Genomic DNA, 17,074 nt, shown 5'->3' on the forward strand with positions numbered 1-17,074 from the left:
GGCCACGACAGATTGAAAAAAAGAAGCATCCAAAGAAAGAATACGCAAACAATGCGCATTGTAAAAATGGCTAAAAAAAAGCGATATATTCTGTTATGTTTGATCATGCTTTTAGCGGGATGCGGCCTGTTCAAGAAAAAGAAGCCCCCCCCACCGCCGGAGCCGACCCGTGTGGTCATCCAATTTGAGGCCACAGCAGATATCAATCCCAATGCCGAGGGTCGCAGTTCCCCCTTATACGTTCATATCTACCAGTTACGGTCCTATTCTGATTTTGGCAAGGCAGGCTTTTTTTCTCTGTATGACAAGGCCGATCAGGTTCTCGGCAAGGCGCTGATCGACCAGCAGGAAATATTGTTGAAGCCGAATGAGAAACGCACGGTGTTCTTTGAAACCCCGGATGATACCCAGACCATCGGATTAGTGGGATTGTTCATGGAATACATCACCGCCAAATGGAAGACGGCGGCAGGCGTTCAAGCCAACAAGACCACGGTTATCAATGTTACTATCGATGGCACGGGAATCATGGTTAGATAATCGAAAAAAGGGTGGGCCATGACCACACTACAATCAGAACGGGCGATTGAAATCATTACGCCGTTAGGCGATGATGTATTGCTGTTCCACCACATGACCGCCACCGAATCCTTGGGTCGTCTGTTCCAGTTCGACCTTGACCTGTTGAGCAGTGATCCCAATATCAACTTCGACAAACTGCTGGGGCAAAACGTCACTGTCAGACTCGAACTGCCCGATGATCAAATACGGTATTTCAACGGATTTGTGAGCCGTTTCAGCCAGGAAGGCAGCTTTGATGATTTCAATGCCTACAGCATGACCCTTCACCCATGGCTGTGGTTTTTGACGCGCACTGCCGACTGCCGGATCTTTCAGGCGATGACCGTACCGGACATCATCAAACAGGTGTTCCGGGACCACGGCTTCACCGACTTCGAGGAGGCGCTGGGCGGTGAGTACCGGAACTGGACCTATTGCGTCCAGTACCGGGAGACGGATTTCAATTTCGTCAGCCGGCTCATGGAACAGGAAGGCATCTACTACTACTTCAAACACGAAGCAAACCGCCACATGCTGGTGCTGTCCGATTCGGTCAGCTCCCACGATCCTTTCCCCGGCTACGAGAAGATCCCTTACTTTCCGCCGGACCAGCACCTGATCCGCGAAAAGCATCATATTCACGAATGGACCATTTCCCGTGAGGTCCAACCCGGGGTGTACGCCCTGACCGAGTATGATTTTGAAAATCCCAAGGCCAACCTCATGGTAAAATCGGCCATTTCCCGCAACCATGCTCAGTCAAGCCTGGAAATTTTCGACTACCCCGGCGAATATGTCACCGCCGGCGAAGGCGACACCTATGTCAACGCCCGCATCCAGGAAATGCAGGCCGAATACGAACAGGCGCAAGGCCAAGCCAATGCCCGCGGCCTGGCGGTGGGCAGCCTCTTTCAGCTTACCGATTATCCGCGCGAGGACCAGAATCAGGAATACCTGGTCGTATCGGCGACCTATGAACTGGAATCCGACGCCTATAGTTCCGGATCATCCAGCGGCTCGGAAGACGTCTACACATGCAGTTTCACCGCCTTGAGCAGCAAACAGCAGTTCCGCGCTGAACGGACCACCCCCAAACCACTGGTCCAGGGCCCGCAGACCGCCGTTGTAGTGGGGCCGTCAGGCGAGGAGATCCACACCGACAAATTTGGCCGGGTGAAGGTTCAGTTTCACTGGGACCGTTATGGGAAAAAGGACCAGAACAGTTCCTGCTGGGTACGCGTGGCCCAGCTCTGGGCCGGCACCCAATGGGGCGGCATCCACATCCCCCGCATGGGCCAGGAGGTAATCGTCGAGTTTCTCGAAGGTGATCCAGACCGGCCGATCATTACCGGCCGGGTGTACAACAACGACAACATGCCGCCCTACGAACTTCCTGCCAACGCTACCCAGAGCGGGATCAAGAGCCATAGTTCCAAGGGAGGGAGCGCGGATAATTTTAATGAACTGCGGTTTGAGGACAAAAAGGGGGAAGAACTGGTTTATATCCATGCCGAAAAGGATCAAGCCAGGGTGGTGGAAAATGATGAGGCGATTCAAGTCGGTAATGACAGGGCTGAAACCATTGGACGGGATCGGAGTCTGGAGGTTGGGCGGGATAAGTCGGAAACGGTGCAACGAGATAAATCAATCAGTGTAGTGGGCGCGCATAGTGAGCAAATACAAAAAAGCATGTCGGTGAATGTAGGCTCCAATCTTACTGAATTTGTCGCCATAAACTATGCTGAAACGGTGGGTGCGGCAATGGAACTGACAGTTGGTGCTGCTTTGGCGGTTACTGTGGGCGCAGCAATGACTGAAACGGTGGGTGCGGCAATGATTGAAACTGTTGGGGCGAATAAAGACCAATCAATTGGCAGCAATTTAATGAGAAACGTCGGAAAAAGTGCAACAGAATCGATCGGGGAAAATCTTACGGTAAGGATTGGAAAGGATTGCAAAGAAACAATACAAGGCGAGCATCATGAGTCCGTTAAAAAAGATTACATGCTTCAGGCAAAGAAAATTTTAATAACTGCAAAAGATCAAATTGCCTTAAAATCAGGCAAATCAGAGATTATTCTGAACAAAAATGGCGACATAATGATTAAAGGGAAGAAAATTAATATCAAAGGAAGCGGCGATGTAATCATCAAGGGAAGCAACATTAAGGGGAACTAAAAATGCAATCCAACATTTCAAGGTTAAGATTACAAAACAATAAAGAAGCATATTTCTCAAAAGATAATTGTGTGGGCACGCTAACAGAGGTTGATGGAATGGGACACCCAGTTGTTGATTTTCCCGGCAACCTCAATGGCCCGCTGACTGCGCGCACGCTTGTGCAAATTCCACTTCAAAGTAAATATCCAGATAACTATCCGCAGTCTGTTTTATTGATTTTTGAAAACAGCGACCCCCGGTTTCCAATTATCGCGGGCTTTGTTCATGAAACCTTGCATTCGGACAACAATGAACTTTCATTTCCCTTGCCTCCTTCCGATCCAAAGGAGTTGATTGTCGACAAAAAACGTATTTTATTCAATGCGTATGAAGAGGTTGTGATTCGTTGCGGGAAATGCTCCATCAATATGCAAAAAAACGGCAAAGTAGTGATGAAAGGCGTGCAAATAACAAGTCGGGCATCTCAAGCCAACAAAATACGTGGTGCGACCGTAAACATCAACTAATTTCAATAAAATATCTTGTTACCCTTGCCACCGTTAAACGCACATACAAAATGAGGATAATCATATGGGCGTTACCGTAGGCGTAAACAACCTGTCCGTTGTACACAAATCAAGCAATGGCGTCACCATTGCCTTTCCAGATGTATGCAAAACCCCGAGCCCTGCGGGTCCGATTCCAATCCCCTACCCCAATATCGCCAAATCGTCTGATACGGCCAAAGGAACCAAAAAAGTAAAATGTGATGGGAATTCAGTTTGCGTCAAAGACTCAAACTTTAGCATGAGTACTGGTGATGAAGCCGGAAGCGCTGGCGGAGGGGTTGCATCGAACAAGATAAAGGGCAAGGCTGAATTTGTTAACTCCTCATTTGATGTCAAGTTTGAAGGCAAAGGTGTTGCACGCGCATTTGATTTGATGCTTCACAACGACAAAAATACGCCTCCTTTTCCTTTACTTCAAGGGCCGATAATCGCCATACCGAGTGATGAAAAACCGGTGTGTCTAATCTGCGACAAACCCATGGATTGAGAAATGTATATTAATGAGTCATCCGGAAATCGACAATAAAACAAAATTTCACTTTGAATTCCTGCCGCTTGCCGATGAAAACGGAAGCCCGTTAATTGTCCCGACAGTTAAAGCAACATACCAAATAAGACATGATGCACCGCCAATCCTTGCAGAAAAGCAAACGCCGTTAAATATTGGAGGCGAGTATTGGGGTAATCCTGATTCTTCCAGTTACAAATACGAGCCTGAAATCGCCTTTAATAAACTTGCAACGGATGTCGTATTGATCGGTCATGCCCATGCACCAAATGTGGGTGCAACATATGTCGACGTCGGTATCCAGCTCGGACCGATTCAGAAAACGGTTCGGGTTACTGGGGATCGATTCTTTATTAAGCGTTCGGGCAACTCAACCCTATATGGTCCTAAGGCTTTTGAAAAAATACCACTGGTTTATGAGCGTGCCTTTGGCGGCTGGGACCGCAGTCATCCGAATCCCGACAAGCATACGTTTGATCCCCGCAATCCTGTGGGCGTAGGATTTGGATATCCCAATGGCAAAACCAAGGGGCCGATCCGGATTCCCAATATCGAGGACCCGAAAAGGCCTTGGAAACGATGGGGCGATCGGCCGCCGCCAGCCGGGTTCGGTTTTATTGCACCCCAGTGGCAGCCGCGTGCATCTTTTGCCGGCACTTACGACAAAAAATGGAATGACACCCGTAAACCGCTTTTACCCGTTGATTTTGATCGCCGCTTTTTTAACGCAGCTTCTCCTGGCATGGTTGCACCCGGTTACCTGCGCGGAGATGAGTCCGTCACCATCATCAATGCCTCACCATCCGGAAGACTCTCTTTTCATCTGCCGGGCGTGTCGCCGCCCTGGTGTGGCATTGAGTTGAAGGAAGGTAAAAAGGAGATCTTACAGATGCAACTCGACACCGTCATCATCAATACGGATGAGAACCTGATGTTTCTCCTGTGGCGGGCCCATTTGGTGGTGCCCAATGGGCCGCATGATGTGCTGACCATTGAAATCGATACAAAAGCCATGGTCTAAGGTTTGGGCATAATCATTGCTGTCTCTGAAAGGATTTTATCCGCGTGACACCTATAGGTATCACTGCATTGGGCATGGTATGTTCAGTCGGTCACGATGTCAAAACGGCTTGTGCGTCAATACGGGCAGGAATTAAAAGAAGTGCGGATCTGCCTTATGAAGTATTGGATGAAGGATCTTTTGCAATGCAGCCCGTCGCCGGCCACCCTATTGAGAACCAATTTGAGGGCTATAAAGGGGTCGCCATTCTGGCTAAGCTTGCGTCTAAAGCGATTAAAGACCTCATCGACTACGGTTCACTATCATCCCAGGACGAGCGTTTTTGGCAACAAACCAAACTGCTGCTTTGCTATTCAGCCTCAAAAGATGAGGCGGCCGATATGGTAGATGAACTAATCAAAGATCAATTAGCACCACTTGTAGTCGCTCAAACCAATATTCCCATCGATCACAGATCGATCGGCCTAATCGATCAGGGCAATGCCGGATGTTTGATTGCTTTGGTCAAGGCTCAGCAGCTAATCGAGCAAAGTTCGCTTAAGCGGGTCATCATTGTTGGGATGGACTCCTTGGTGGATAGCGCAACGGTAGAGCGGTTAGCCGAAGATAATCGTCTTAAAACACCAGAGTCAGCGCAGGGGATGATACCGGGAGAGGCTTCAGCAGCCTTTATGGTGGAGGATATAAAAATTGCTCAGCAAAGGTCCGGTAAAATCGCCGGTTATGTGGTTGGATGTGATTACCGACACGGCGACTCCTTTTTTGAAGAGAAGCCGCTATATGGCCTGGCGCTATCTGATGCCATATACAACGCTATAAAAAAAAAACGCGCCGTCATAGAAGAAGCTGTCAATACCGTTTATGGGGACCTCAACGGTGAATATCATCGATCCATGGATTGGGGTAACGCCTTGGTGAGGCTTGAGGGAAGGCTCGGTTACACGCTAGATCGACAGATTTTTATCGCCGAGTCTATAGGTGATACAGGGGCTGCGTGCGCTGCTATTGGTATATGTTCTGCCATTCGTGGATTTGAAAGGCGCTATGCCGATGGGAACCTACAACTGGTAACTGCTACCTCAGAAAATGGGTTGGCGGCAGCAGCCCTATTAGCAAAAAAAATATCATAAATCCGGTCGTTATTGGAGTTCATATGGGCAAACCAAAACCTCATGCTGGATTTACCAAAAAAAATGAATGGCATAAAGATAAAGAGAATGGCTGCATCTATAAGCATAGAACCAAAAAAGATGACCCGTGTGATTATGCCAAAAATGGTTTTGATGATGTAGAAAACAAGAAATTTTATGCCCGTTCTATTTATAATTTGGATTATCAAGCCAGGGCCAAGTTTTTTGGCTATATAGAAGGCAATGTAGTAAACGAGCAAAAGATTCAACAACAACACATCGATGTAAAGGCCAGCCAGTATTCAGGGGAAAAGGCCAAGCCACCGGAATGGAAAAAAAAATGGAAGAAACGGTTGGCACAACCATTTGAACAGTTGGCAAAGCATGAAAAAGCCTGGGACATAAAATTTTCATATCCATATAAAGTTAAGCCTTGGTGGGGTTTGTGGGTAATTGCCCGCGCTAAAATACCCCCTGCGGAAAATTATAAGCCCAAACGTTATGGCGGATGGCATTATTTTTATCCGGTTAAGCACAATTGGCACCATATAATACCGGCAGGGGAGTTTTCCAATTTAGTTATTTCCGGAGAGAAATCTGATGACAGATGCACCCCTGAGCGCAGGGCTATGGTTGTTATCCACAAGGATATGATCGGTTGGAATATCAATAACAAAAAAAACGTAATATTATTACCCTGTGAAGAGCCCCACGCCTTTATCATGCAGCTACCGAGCCATTGTCCTTATGGGTTGCCGAATCACAATAATTACATCAATACGATAAAAAAAGAACTCGATGAGGTGCGAAAAACAATCGACAAAGCCATTACCGATGGCACATGGGAGGGCGGCCATCTGAAAGATGTTACTATCGCAAAGGACACCATCGCCAAGGCAGAAAAAAAGCTTTTTAAAAAACTGATCAAAATGAAAGATGTAAACCAATAAAGAATGAGGTCAATCCTTGATGTATTACACTTTTAACATGACCGATGACACAAGCCTCGCGTTTATCGATGAATTTGAAGGTATTACACGCCCCTGGGATTTAGATGAAGGAATAAGAATGGGACATAATTTTCCTTCGACTGTTAAAGCCTACCTCGATAAACGGTATGGTGATTTGCTTACAGACTACCTTTCCAATACTTCTGGTTTGATACCGATCAGTGAAAAGATGAAGGCAGTTTTTGAAGAGATGGGTCTAAACGAAAAACGAGTCGAATACTTGCCCTTTGAACTTTATAATTTAAAGCGCCGGAAAGTAAAAAAACAGTATTATATTGCAAATGCTTTAGAAAAAATATATTGCATCGATCAATCAGAATCTGAACTCTCCTTCAACAGTCTAAATAAAATAAATGATATTGAAGTGCTTTATCTTGAACATCGTCGAATCCCTCAAGAGAGCCATTTTTTTCGCTTGGCAGAAGCACCAAAATACATCGTTATCAGTGATGCGCTGGTCAATAAGCTCAAAACTTCCAATATTAGCGGAATGGAATTGATTCCGGAAGGGATGGACCTTTGGTAAATTCGAGTCGAAGGGCAATGATCTGGCGAGCAGTCCACTAAAAAAGTATGGATTCTAAGAGGGCATAGAACCAATGAGTTTCTCCGATCTGGCTACCGCTATATGTAATACCGAATTTAAAATAGAACAAAACCGGCAGGCATTAAGAAGCGTGATAGATTCAAACATGCTGCTTGAAATATGCGATATGTACCGCTGCATTGGCTGTGGTTCGTATCTTATGGATCTTGATAAGGATGAATTCACAAAAAATCTATATTTCAGCGGTAAATCCTACCTGTTTTTGCTGAAAAAGGTCCATTCCAAAAACCTGCCGGATCATTTGGGTTGGCGAAGCAAGGGTGATGCCTGGCTTGATGTTATTGCGATCGGTGCAACGGATTTGGCTTTGGAATTATCCGCATTCAGTGCTGATGATTGTGATGATGATCAAGGAGAAATTGAAGAGGATTTTCTATATTTTAAACTTCTCGAAGGACTTTATCTGAAAATGCTGTCTGATAAAGAGGTTAACGATATATTAAAGCAGTTTGAAGAAAGTTCTGATGGTGGTGATTCTGAACGGTTTCAGGTCATCAATTCGTTGTGCAAGAAAGATGATGCCGCTTTTGATCAATATTTTTGTGATATGATCGAAAGCTGGAAAGACAGCAATATTCATAATTACAAAATTGGCCGGCTTAATCCTTATTATTTCTTAACAATTAGTAAAATATTCATCGAAGGTTTAGCAATTATAAGACTGGCCAAGCAGTTAGGATTGACTACCGAGCCAGAATATCCTTTCATACCCGCTGATCTCATTCAACATCAGGCTATCCAATTCCCTATTGGCTTCGAACTTATCTAAAATCGGTTCATGGTTACCACTATTCGACAATTCAACATCGAACTATATCAAGAACACCTCGAAGAAGCTTCCTTTCTCTACGGACAGCGTCTTTCACTGCTGAATGATCCCGAAATCACCTGGAAGGACATCGGCGAATTCGAAGAGCGCTTCGAAGCGCACATCGACGCACTCATAGTCGGTGAAGACTTGGCGCTGGAGGTGTGTCGTACCCAAGCCAAAGAAGGCGATTTCGGCGAACTGCATGCTGCAGTCAGGGTGTTTTGCCGTCAGAACAAAGGCAACGATGTGGCCGAAGCCTGGCGAGACCTTGATATGGAAGATGAGGAACGCGGCCAGGCCATCAGCGATGCATTAAAAGACGAATGCCCGGACAGCTGGCAGGATAGCCTGGAACAGGTATTTCTGCGCGACTATTTCAATTTGATTCCTGTCGTCGCCCCTGTATTCGGTTACCGGCGGTATCAGACCGAAGAATCCCTGTTGCAGGCCCTTGGCAAAGCACCGTCGAGCGTTTTGCCCAACCTGCTATGGTCCCTTGGACGTATCGGTGGACAGGCCGCACATGCCGCCGTGCGCCCCCTGCTCGATCATGCAGAGGACTCCGTTCGTAAAAGCGCTGCAGAATGTCTGCTGCGATTGGGTGATCTTGATGTGATAAAGCAAAGCATCGTATACGCGAAGGCTGCAGATTGGCCCTTGAGGACGCTCGGGCTGGGAGGCGGTGCAGGTGCCGTCGATATGTTAATCGAGCGCGTGAAACAAGGTGGTGCAAATGAAGATTGCCTGATTTCACTGGGGCTGTTGGGCAGCCTGGCTGCAGTCAAGCCGATATACGCCTTCCTTGAAGATAAAGCCCTTTCCCGGGCCGCTGCGATCAGTCTGTATTTGATAACCGGCGCCGAATTGATCGAGGAGGTCTACATTCCTGAAGAAATTGATGAAGATGAATTGTTTGAAGAGGAGTTGGAAGCCTATTACAAGGATGGAACGGTACCGACCAGACCGGACGGGCAAGCTTTTGGTGAAACCATCATTCGCCTTTCCCAAAATCCCAACGATTGGAACAACTGGTTGAACGACAACAATTCACATTTCAATCCAAAGCTGCGCTATCGTTTGGGAATCCCCTACGCTCCATCCGGATTGCTCAAAACACTGCTATCCGAAACCAGCCCCTTCATCGCCAGACAATCAGCCATTGAAGAGTTCAAAATCCGCTATAACGCTGATTTTCCCATCGAGGCAGATATGCCGGTGGTGGCACAAGATAAAATCCTGCCTCAAGTCGCTCAATGGGTGCAAGCAAATGACCATCGTTTTCAACCCGGCGCCTGGTACTTCGCAGGTCGTCTGATACAAAGCTGATGAGTTGAAAACACCCTTCCCTTAATGACAGCCCAATCAAACATCGAAATTATCTTCGTAGCCCTTTCAGTCATCTTTGTCGGCTTGGCTTTTCAGGATTATTTACGATCGGAAGAGAAACTCACGCCCAAACGTAAAACATGGTTGAAAATCGCGTTTATTTTCTCAGGTATCGGAATTCTACTTCATGCGATAAAGCTGTTTAGCTAATTAAATTAGAATATCACTCATATACATGTTAAGCAATAGAGACTGCCCACACAATGCTATCCTTGAAAGTTTGAAACAGATCATCCCCAAACTTGCTCCTGAAAGACGGTAGGAGAAAGGTCATGCGCCGACTATCGATCATTATCAGTCTATGCGGGTTGGTCACCGCTTGTCTTGTCGGTGGCATCGCGGGAGAGCCACCTCGGCCATCGAAGCATGCCGTGCTCGACGCACTCATGAAAGCTGAAGTTACAGATTCTAAGCGGCAGTTAGTTCATCTCAGCCACACCTGTACACTGATGCTTGAAGGACAAAGATTTCCTGTGATCGATGTTCGTGAAATTGTACCGGGCGTACCCTCTCCCAGGGGCGTTAATGCTATCGTTATTCTTGATGAAAGGCTTCACGTTAAACGGGCCATCAGTTATGTAGACCAACGCCCTTTGTATTGTGCGGGTAACCAGCTCATGCTGTATGGCATGCTTGCGGTAGACAATGTGGGCGCTCAAGGCAATATTTTGACTTTTCATGACGAGGGTCAACGCATCGATGTATCCTTTGCTGAAGTGAGCGAATGGCAGGCGAGTTCCACTGATCAATTTGAATGGTGATGCCTTTAACTTGGATCACCTGCGATATATTATAATCCAATACCCTTAGGAAATTTACCACCTATGCCGCGTCGCCCCCTTTGCAGTTTTACCAACCCTGATTTCCTTTCAACACGCGGGTCTACCGGATGGCATGATTCCGGCGATCGTGTTCATCAGGTAAAAATCCCTCGCACAGGCAGGCCCTTCAGTTTCGAGCAGCCGAAAAAAAGAATTTTACTTGCAAAAAAAGGTGGCATTGCACACCCTGCGAAGCAGACTATAGCTGAACTTTTTCTGTATGATAGTGACATGGATCGTCGTGTACAGCTAAAGATAGCCAAAGGAAAGTACAATATTTCAAACCCCAAATCCGTTGTTCCAATAAATAGCTGGAAGGCGCTGGCTAAAAAGATGCTAAGCTTTTCAAGGATTGATCATCTCGTGCTGTCCTTTCATGCGTACAGCGGAGGGATGTTGATCGGTATTGAGGCCAAGGATCTCGATGCCAAAAGCGTCAAGAAACTTTTCACAAACAAGAAGGGTATTGTTACCACGAAAATAGAAAAAATTGACATCGACGGATGTAATGTCGCCGAGAACCCGACACGCATGGCAAGGTTTGCCAAATGGTTCGCTGCAAGGCAGATCTCTGCCTACACCTGGTCCCTTGTATTTCAGAGAATCAAAATCAAATTTTCGAAGGGAAATGATGAAGGTGAAATCAAAAAGATTTTAGCGCCTTACCGGAAGTTCATAATAAGCAACCTTCCGAAAGCAGCTACATTGGCCCACCGCTGCAAATCAGGGAGCCTCAGGATCGCTTTTGTGATTGCTTATGGCAGTGAAGATGGCACGCATGCCACCTTCCCTATTCCATCAAGGCAGGAAAAATACATCAAACCACTGAGTTCTGCCCGTGAAAGAAGTATCAATCTTCCCGATGTCACGAGTTTACAAAAGGAATACGACGATTCCGTTATCCAGTCTTTTGAGCATGTGACAATAAAATTAAAGGGAAACGCCAGCAGGTAGAGTGGGCACCCTACCCATCATTTACTATCATCACTTTAAACACCGCGGTAAAACGTTTACCACTGGCATATGGTTAATATTCCTAATTTTTTACTTGCCCCTTAATCTATCTATAAATGTGAAATTGGTTTCCCAATTTTTATGGCATTTAGTCAACACAGTGAAGCCCCCCACCTATTTGCAATTCCCGACAATTTGACAATCCTTTGATATAACGAGGCAATCCTGCAGGTATAAAAATTTGCATAAATTTTGCTTCTATAAAATAGAATCTATTTAATCAATACTCTCACCTACAAGAACTAGAGTGGTCACAAAGCCATTGGTCGTGTGACCTGTTTAACATCTTGGAAAAAATATTACCCGAGGTATTGCCGAAGACATAGGCAAAAGATGATGCGATTCGTACCTTTTTTGAAAGCCACCTCCGCTCAGGTTGTCCACAGCGTCATGTCAAGTGGCAGTATGTGGCTTGTAAATCGTTAAAACAAATCGCAAGTGAACCAATGTTTGAATCCCTTGACATTGATTCGGTTGAAAGAGTAATTGTCAATGGCATCACTTATTATTTACATTTTTACACACATAACTAACAATTGAATCAATTACATAATAGTCACAAGCCGGTGGCCATGTGACCTATTTAACATCAAGGTGAAAGGATGCTGTCATGAATAGGTTTTTCCATCAACGCCCAAAGGTACTCAGTGGCATGATCGGAACCCTGATCTATTGCCTCGTGGTGTTTCCGATTGTCAACACCGGCGTTTTTAACACTAAAGCCATGGCCCAGGTGATTGACACCGATGCTCTCGATGCCGAAGCTCCGAGCAAGGAAATTGCTACACTCTCGAAGGACGAAAAGAAAGCGTTGGTGGAATCGGGGGTGGCTCAATACGAACAGGGGAACTGGATCGAAGCCAGACAAACCCTCGAACAGGCCCGAGAGGTCTTTCCTGAAAATTTTGCCGTTCCCTATTATCTGGGACTGATTTATTTGAAAGAGGGCCAACGATCGGCGGCCATTGCCGAATGGCAACATTACGTGGCCATGGATCCGGAAAGCGAAAATTCCATGAAGATTCGGAAAAGCCTCACCCTGCTCCTTCGTGAACAGGCCGAGGAATATGCCCGGCGGGCCATCGCCAACGAGGCCACATTAACCGGTGTTCCGCTTGCTGAAAACACAATAGCCGTTACCCCTTTCAAGAATCTGGGGTCCGCTGATCTCGGACCTTTGGGTAAAGGGATGGCCGCCATGGTCATTCACGATTTATCCCAAGTGGGAGACCTGCAGGTGGTGGAACGAATCAAGCTGCAGGTTTTGCTTGATGAGATCAAACTTGGCGAATCGAACCTGGTTGAAACACAAACCGCCCCCCAAGTCGGTAGGCTTTTAAGGGCCAGAAATGTGACCGCCGGCACTTTGGCGGACCTGGAAAAGGAAAACCTGCAGATTGCCTCGGCGGTAGTCGATGCCGAAGATGACAAGACCATCGGGACCCAGGAAGTCCAGGGGGAATTGAAAAAGTTTTACGACTTGGAAAAAGACATCGCCTGCAGCATTGTCGAAGACCTCGGCAAAAAATGTAGTGATATGCCCAAGGCGTTTGGCAAGGTACATACCGAAAGTCTGCCTGCCTTTGTGGCTTTTTCCCAGGGGCTGGAGCATTTTGACGCAGAAGAATACGATGCGGCCCGGGATAAATTTCAGGAAGCGCTGGATGAAGATCCCGACTTTGACCTGGCTCGGGCAGCCCTGATCGCCACCCCCTACTCGGCCATGATGTTGATGTCAACTTCGCAGCTTGTATCCAGTGCCTCGGCCACCGGCGTGTCCTCGGGCGCGGCCGGTGGAGCCGTTGCCGCATCCGCAGCCGGGGGTATCTCTTTAGGCACAACGGCGGCGATTGTGGGCGGTGCCGCCCTTATCGGTGGCGGAGCGGCGGCATTGGGTGGCGGCGGTGGTGGTGATGATGGTGGTGGTTCCTCTGATGCGCCTGATGTGGCAGGGAACTGGCGAGGCACATGGACAGATTCAGACGGCAACAGCGGTGATATCGTGCTCAGTATCGAGCAAAGTGGCACCAGCCTGACAGGCAATGCCGCCGTTAATGGATCTGAATGTATTTCGACCGGCACCATCAGTGGAACCATATCAGATACCACATTGAATGTGACCATCACATCGGGAACGGACCGTGCGTCTTTTCGTGCCCCTTTCAGCGAAAACACCAGTGACATAAATGGGACTTTTGATTTTGAGGCCGGCGCCTGTGCCGGTGATACCGGAAGTTTCAGTATGACGCAAACCGAAACCGGTGGGGCTGATGTCAGCTGGTAAGCATTTCATGGCCGATGATCAATGATCTATCCGCAGGACCATCACGGAAGTCGGCAGGATGCGGCTATTAACGGCGAATCATGAACAACATACAAAGTTGGTAGCTCTTAGGGCGCAGCTCTTTTGCGGATGCGCTGATCTGCTTGCGAAGCAGGAAATCTTTCAACCCTTTTAGCAGGGAGTGTGGATATTAGCTTGTAGGACAACTTGAACCAGGGCCGGCGGCGTATCGCTTTTTGTGGGGGAGAAACAATGACAATAATTAGAATGATTGATTGGCAGGGGTTACGAAGATTTTGCCTGTTATTAAGCTTTCTGTTGTTAACGCTGCTTCCTTCAAGTTGTGGAGATGACCAGCAGGGCAGCGTATCGGATGGATCTGATGCGACCGCATCGGCCAATCTGACGATACGCTGGAATGATACACCCGTGCCTCAGGATTCGGCGCCCGTTCGGGCGGCAACTTTGGATTGCCAGGCAGGCGGTGTAGATCAGGTGGTTTGCGAGGTGTACGATGCCGAGGGCAACTGGCTGGTGACCGGTGGCCCGTGGGATTGCGAAGTTGGTAGCGGGAGGGTCGAGGGCATTTTGCCAGGTCAAGACAGAATCTTTGTGGTACTGGCGGAGGATGAGTTTGGCAACATCCGCTACCAGGGAGAGACCACCGGGGTCAGCATCGAAGCCGGCGAAATTACTGAAGGCGTGGTCATTGACGCCTATCTGTTTATTCCTACCTTGTCCGCCCCCGAAGACGGTGCCGAAGATATTGATCCCAACACCGTATCCCTTGAATGGGAGACTGTTGAAAATGCCGAAGAATACCTGGTGCAGGTGGCGACCGACGTTGATTTTGAAACCATCGTCATCAACGATACAACCCCTGCCACGGCATACGCCCCCTCAGCCCTTGGGCCGTTAACAGAATATTTCTGGAAGATCAGTGCGGTAGACATGCACACCAACACGGGTGCCGACTCGGAAGTCAGAAGCTTTGTCACTTCCGATTGTGCCTACACCATTTCGCCCACCATCCAGTCGGTTTCTTGGGAGGGGGAAGCCTATGCGGTAGCCGTTACCGCCACCCACAACGAGTGCGAGTGGTCCACTTCTGAAAGCTACGATTGGATCTCGCTGTCACCCACCAGCGGCTCAGGCAGCGACACGGTGGTCGTCACTGTTTCAGCCAACGAAGGTGAGGCCCGATCAGCCACCATCACCATCGCCGGGCAACCCCATACGATCAACCAGGATCCTGCCGGTTGCAGCTACACGATTGACCCTGCCAGCCGATCGGTTGGTAACGCGGGGGAAACCTATTCCGTCACCGTTACCGCCACCCACAGCGAGTGTGACTGGAGCGCTTCCGAAACCTACGATTGGATCTCGCTGTCGCCCACCAGCGGCAGCGGCAATGGCACGGTGAGCGTTACCGTTTCAGCCAACACCGGCGCGGCACGATCAGCCACCATCACCATCGCCGGCCGGCCCCATGCCGTCAACCAGGCAGCGGGCCCGTGCAGCTTCACGATTGACCCCACCAGCCGATCGGTTGGGAACGAGGGGGAAACCTATAACGTTACTGTTACCGCCACCCACAACGAGTGCGAGTGGTCCACTTCTGAAAGCTACGATTGGATCTCGCTGTCACCCACCAGCGGCTCAGGCAGCGACACGGTGGTCGTCACTGTTTCAGCCAACGAAGGTGAGGCCCGATCAGCCACCATCACCATCGCCGGGCAACCCCATACGATCAACCAGGATCCTGCCGGTTGCAGCTATACGATTTCACCCATCAGCCGATCCGTTGATTACGAGGGGGAGACCTATAGCGTCGCTGTAACCGCCACCCATGGCGGGTGCGACTGGAGTACTTCCGAAAACTACAATTGGATCTCGCTCTCGCCCACCAGCGGCAGCGGCAGCGGCACGGTGCGGGTTACTGTTTCAGCCAACTCCGGGCAAGCTCGAACAGCCACCATCACCATCGCCGGGCAAACCCATACCGTCCGCCAGGAAGAGGGCTCGTGCACCTACGCGATCGCCCCCACCAGTCAATCCGTTGGTTATGAGGAAGAGACCTATAGTGTCGCTGTTACAGCCACCCATGGCGGGTGTGACTGGAGCACTTCCGAAAACTACAACTGGATTTCGCTCTCGCCCACCAGCGGCAGCGGCAGCGGCACGGTGCGGGTTACCGTTTCAGCCAACGATGGTGCGGAACGCTCGGCCACCATCACCATCGCCGGTCGACCCCATACGATTAACCAGGATGGGGTCCCGTGCACCTACACGATCGACCCCGCCAGCCGATCGGTTGATTACGAAGGAGAGACCTATAGCGTCACTGTTACCGCCACCCATGGCGGATGTAACTGGGATACTTCCGAAGACTACGGCTGGATCTCACTGTCGCCCAGCAGCGGCAGCGGCAGTGGCACGGTGCGGGTTACCGTTTCAGCCAATACGGATTGCTCCCGCTCGGCTAGGATAACCATTGCCGGCCGAACCCATACGATCAACCAGGATGGTGTTCCTTGTTCTTATAGCATTAGCCCTGATACCCGAGAGGATATCCCCGCGGAAGGTCTTGAATATACGGTTTCCATTTATACCAACTGTGATGATTGTTATTGGACTAGTTCCGAAAGAATCGCCTGGGTATCGGTAGCGGCACCCACAAGCGGAACGGGCGACGGCTCGCTAACGATTACTGTAGAACCCAACGACACCGGTGAACAGCGCACGGGAACGATGACCATTGCCGGCCAGACGCACACGATCAGCCAGGAACCATTCGAAGACGACTATATTGGTATTGTGTCGGTCTCACCTGATTCTAACCTGATGCCTCGCTATACGTATGATTTTACGGTTAGAGTAGAATACACATTAGCCACACAAGACCAGGGTGAACTTAACATTGGATTCAATGTCAATAGCCCGGGTAGCTATTCCTTAATCCCATCTGCCTCGCAAATTGTGAACAGGGGCAGTGGAACGTACACATTCAACGTGAGCTCTTATGTAGTCGATTGGGGGCTTGATGGAAATTTTGGCGTTTATACCAATCTTTCTCCATACCCACATGACTCGCCATGGACTCCCCTTGATAGTGACATCATGGAGTTGGAAGTGGTATATTGAAAATTATAATATAATCAAGATTATATAAATAGTTGGTGGTTTAATGAA

14 protein-coding genes are annotated in these 17,074 nt (G+C 48.5%); all 14 read left to right on the plus strand.

What is annotated here, in order from left to right:
* Nucleotides 1–51: 51 nt before the first annotated feature.
* The 14 genes from tssJ to Dvar_RS30335 all read left to right on the plus strand — a co-directional run bounded on the left by tssJ (nucleotide 52) and on the right by Dvar_RS30335 (nucleotide 17,026).
* Nucleotides 52–540, plus strand: a complete 489-nt coding sequence (gene tssJ / locus Dvar_RS30270; RefSeq protein ID WP_419656854.1) for a type VI secretion system lipoprotein TssJ — start codon at nucleotides 52–54, stop codon at nucleotides 538–540.
* Between the two features lie 18 nt (nucleotides 541–558).
* Complete coding sequence (locus Dvar_RS30275; RefSeq protein ID WP_419656855.1) at nucleotides 559–2,739, plus strand: type VI secretion system Vgr family protein; 2,181 nt, start codon at nucleotides 559–561, stop codon at nucleotides 2,737–2,739.
* Between the two features lie 2 nt (nucleotides 2,740–2,741).
* Nucleotides 2,742–3,248 (plus strand): DUF6484 domain-containing protein, encoded by a 507-nt coding sequence (locus Dvar_RS30280; RefSeq protein WP_419656856.1) that lies wholly within the window; start codon nucleotides 2,742–2,744, stop codon nucleotides 3,246–3,248.
* Nucleotides 3,249–3,312: 64 nt separating this feature from the next.
* On the plus strand, nucleotides 3,313–3,777 hold the full coding sequence (locus tag Dvar_RS30285) for a DUF4150 domain-containing protein (protein ID WP_419656857.1): 465 nt from the start codon (nucleotides 3,313–3,315) through the stop codon (nucleotides 3,775–3,777).
* A 13-nt stretch (nucleotides 3,778–3,790) separates the two neighbouring features.
* On the plus strand, nucleotides 3,791–4,819 hold the full coding sequence (locus Dvar_RS30290) for a DUF2169 family type VI secretion system accessory protein (protein WP_419656858.1): 1,029 nt from the start codon (nucleotides 3,791–3,793) through the stop codon (nucleotides 4,817–4,819).
* Nucleotides 4,820–4,863: 44 nt separating this feature from the next.
* Nucleotides 4,864–5,949, plus strand: coding sequence for a hypothetical protein (locus tag Dvar_RS30295; RefSeq protein WP_419656859.1), 1,086 nt, complete (start codon nucleotides 4,864–4,866; stop codon nucleotides 5,947–5,949).
* 23 nt (nucleotides 5,950–5,972) lie between these two features.
* Nucleotides 5,973–6,899 carry an AHH domain-containing protein gene (locus Dvar_RS30300; protein ID WP_419656860.1) on the plus strand — a complete coding sequence of 309 codons (927 nt, stop codon included), beginning with the start codon at nucleotides 5,973–5,975 and terminating at the stop codon, nucleotides 6,897–6,899.
* Between the two features lie 19 nt (nucleotides 6,900–6,918).
* Nucleotides 6,919–7,485, plus strand: a complete 567-nt coding sequence (locus tag Dvar_RS30305) for an imm11 family protein (RefSeq protein ID WP_419656861.1) — start codon at nucleotides 6,919–6,921, stop codon at nucleotides 7,483–7,485.
* Between the two features lie 73 nt (nucleotides 7,486–7,558).
* A complete protein-coding gene (locus tag Dvar_RS30310) occupies nucleotides 7,559–8,335 on the plus strand; it encodes a hypothetical protein (RefSeq protein ID WP_419656862.1) in 777 nt (258 codons plus the stop codon).
* A gap of 9 nt (nucleotides 8,336–8,344) precedes the next feature.
* On the plus strand, nucleotides 8,345–9,703 hold the full coding sequence (locus tag Dvar_RS30315; RefSeq protein ID WP_419656863.1) for a HEAT repeat domain-containing protein: 1,359 nt from the start codon (nucleotides 8,345–8,347) through the stop codon (nucleotides 9,701–9,703).
* A gap of 332 nt (nucleotides 9,704–10,035) precedes the next feature.
* Nucleotides 10,036–10,524 carry a hypothetical protein gene (locus tag Dvar_RS30320; protein WP_419656864.1) on the plus strand — a complete coding sequence of 163 codons (489 nt, stop codon included), beginning with the start codon at nucleotides 10,036–10,038 and terminating at the stop codon, nucleotides 10,522–10,524.
* 63 nt (nucleotides 10,525–10,587) lie between these two features.
* Nucleotides 10,588–11,538: a hypothetical protein gene (locus Dvar_RS30325; RefSeq protein WP_419656865.1), complete on the plus strand. Its 951-nt coding sequence runs from the start codon at nucleotides 10,588–10,590 to the stop codon at nucleotides 11,536–11,538.
* Nucleotides 11,539–12,208: 670 nt separating this feature from the next.
* Nucleotides 12,209–13,882: a tetratricopeptide repeat protein gene (locus tag Dvar_RS30330; RefSeq protein WP_419656867.1), complete on the plus strand. Its 1,674-nt coding sequence runs from the start codon at nucleotides 12,209–12,211 to the stop codon at nucleotides 13,880–13,882.
* A gap of 252 nt (nucleotides 13,883–14,134) precedes the next feature.
* Complete coding sequence (locus Dvar_RS30335; RefSeq protein WP_419656868.1) at nucleotides 14,135–17,026, plus strand: BACON domain-containing protein; 2,892 nt, start codon at nucleotides 14,135–14,137, stop codon at nucleotides 17,024–17,026.
* Nucleotides 17,027–17,074: the final 48 nt, after the last annotated feature.

Origin of the sequence: Desulfosarcina variabilis str. Montpellier, assembly GCF_048565275.1 — a bacterium.
Classification (GTDB): Bacteria; Desulfobacterota; Desulfobacteria; order Desulfobacterales; family Desulfosarcinaceae; genus Desulfosarcina; species Desulfosarcina variabilis.

Bases quoted from the DNA above. Each gene is read 5' to 3' on its own strand.
- tssJ (WP_419656854.1), top strand. From the start codon at position 52: ATGCGCATTGTAAAAATGGCTAAAAAAAAGCGATATATTCTGTTATGT.
- Dvar_RS30275 (WP_419656855.1), top strand. From the start codon at position 559: ATGACCACACTACAATCAGAACGGGCGATTGAAATCATTACGCCGTTA.
- Dvar_RS30280 (WP_419656856.1), top strand. From the start codon at position 2,742: ATGCAATCCAACATTTCAAGGTTAAGATTACAAAACAATAAAGAAGCA.
- Dvar_RS30285 (WP_419656857.1), top strand. From the start codon at position 3,313: ATGGGCGTTACCGTAGGCGTAAACAACCTGTCCGTTGTACACAAATCA.
- Dvar_RS30290 (WP_419656858.1), top strand. From the start codon at position 3,791: ATGAGTCATCCGGAAATCGACAATAAAACAAAATTTCACTTTGAATTC.
- Dvar_RS30300 (WP_419656860.1), top strand. From the start codon at position 5,973: ATGGGCAAACCAAAACCTCATGCTGGATTTACCAAAAAAAATGAATGG.
- Dvar_RS30305 (WP_419656861.1), top strand. From the start codon at position 6,919: ATGTATTACACTTTTAACATGACCGATGACACAAGCCTCGCGTTTATC.
- Dvar_RS30310 (WP_419656862.1), top strand. From the start codon at position 7,559: ATGAGTTTCTCCGATCTGGCTACCGCTATATGTAATACCGAATTTAAA.
- Dvar_RS30315 (WP_419656863.1), top strand. From the start codon at position 8,345: ATGGTTACCACTATTCGACAATTCAACATCGAACTATATCAAGAACAC.
- Dvar_RS30320 (WP_419656864.1), top strand. From the start codon at position 10,036: ATGCGCCGACTATCGATCATTATCAGTCTATGCGGGTTGGTCACCGCT.
- Dvar_RS30325 (WP_419656865.1), top strand. From the start codon at position 10,588: ATGCCGCGTCGCCCCCTTTGCAGTTTTACCAACCCTGATTTCCTTTCA.
- Dvar_RS30330 (WP_419656867.1), top strand. From the start codon at position 12,209: ATGAATAGGTTTTTCCATCAACGCCCAAAGGTACTCAGTGGCATGATC.
- Dvar_RS30335 (WP_419656868.1), top strand. From the start codon at position 14,135: ATGACAATAATTAGAATGATTGATTGGCAGGGGTTACGAAGATTTTGC.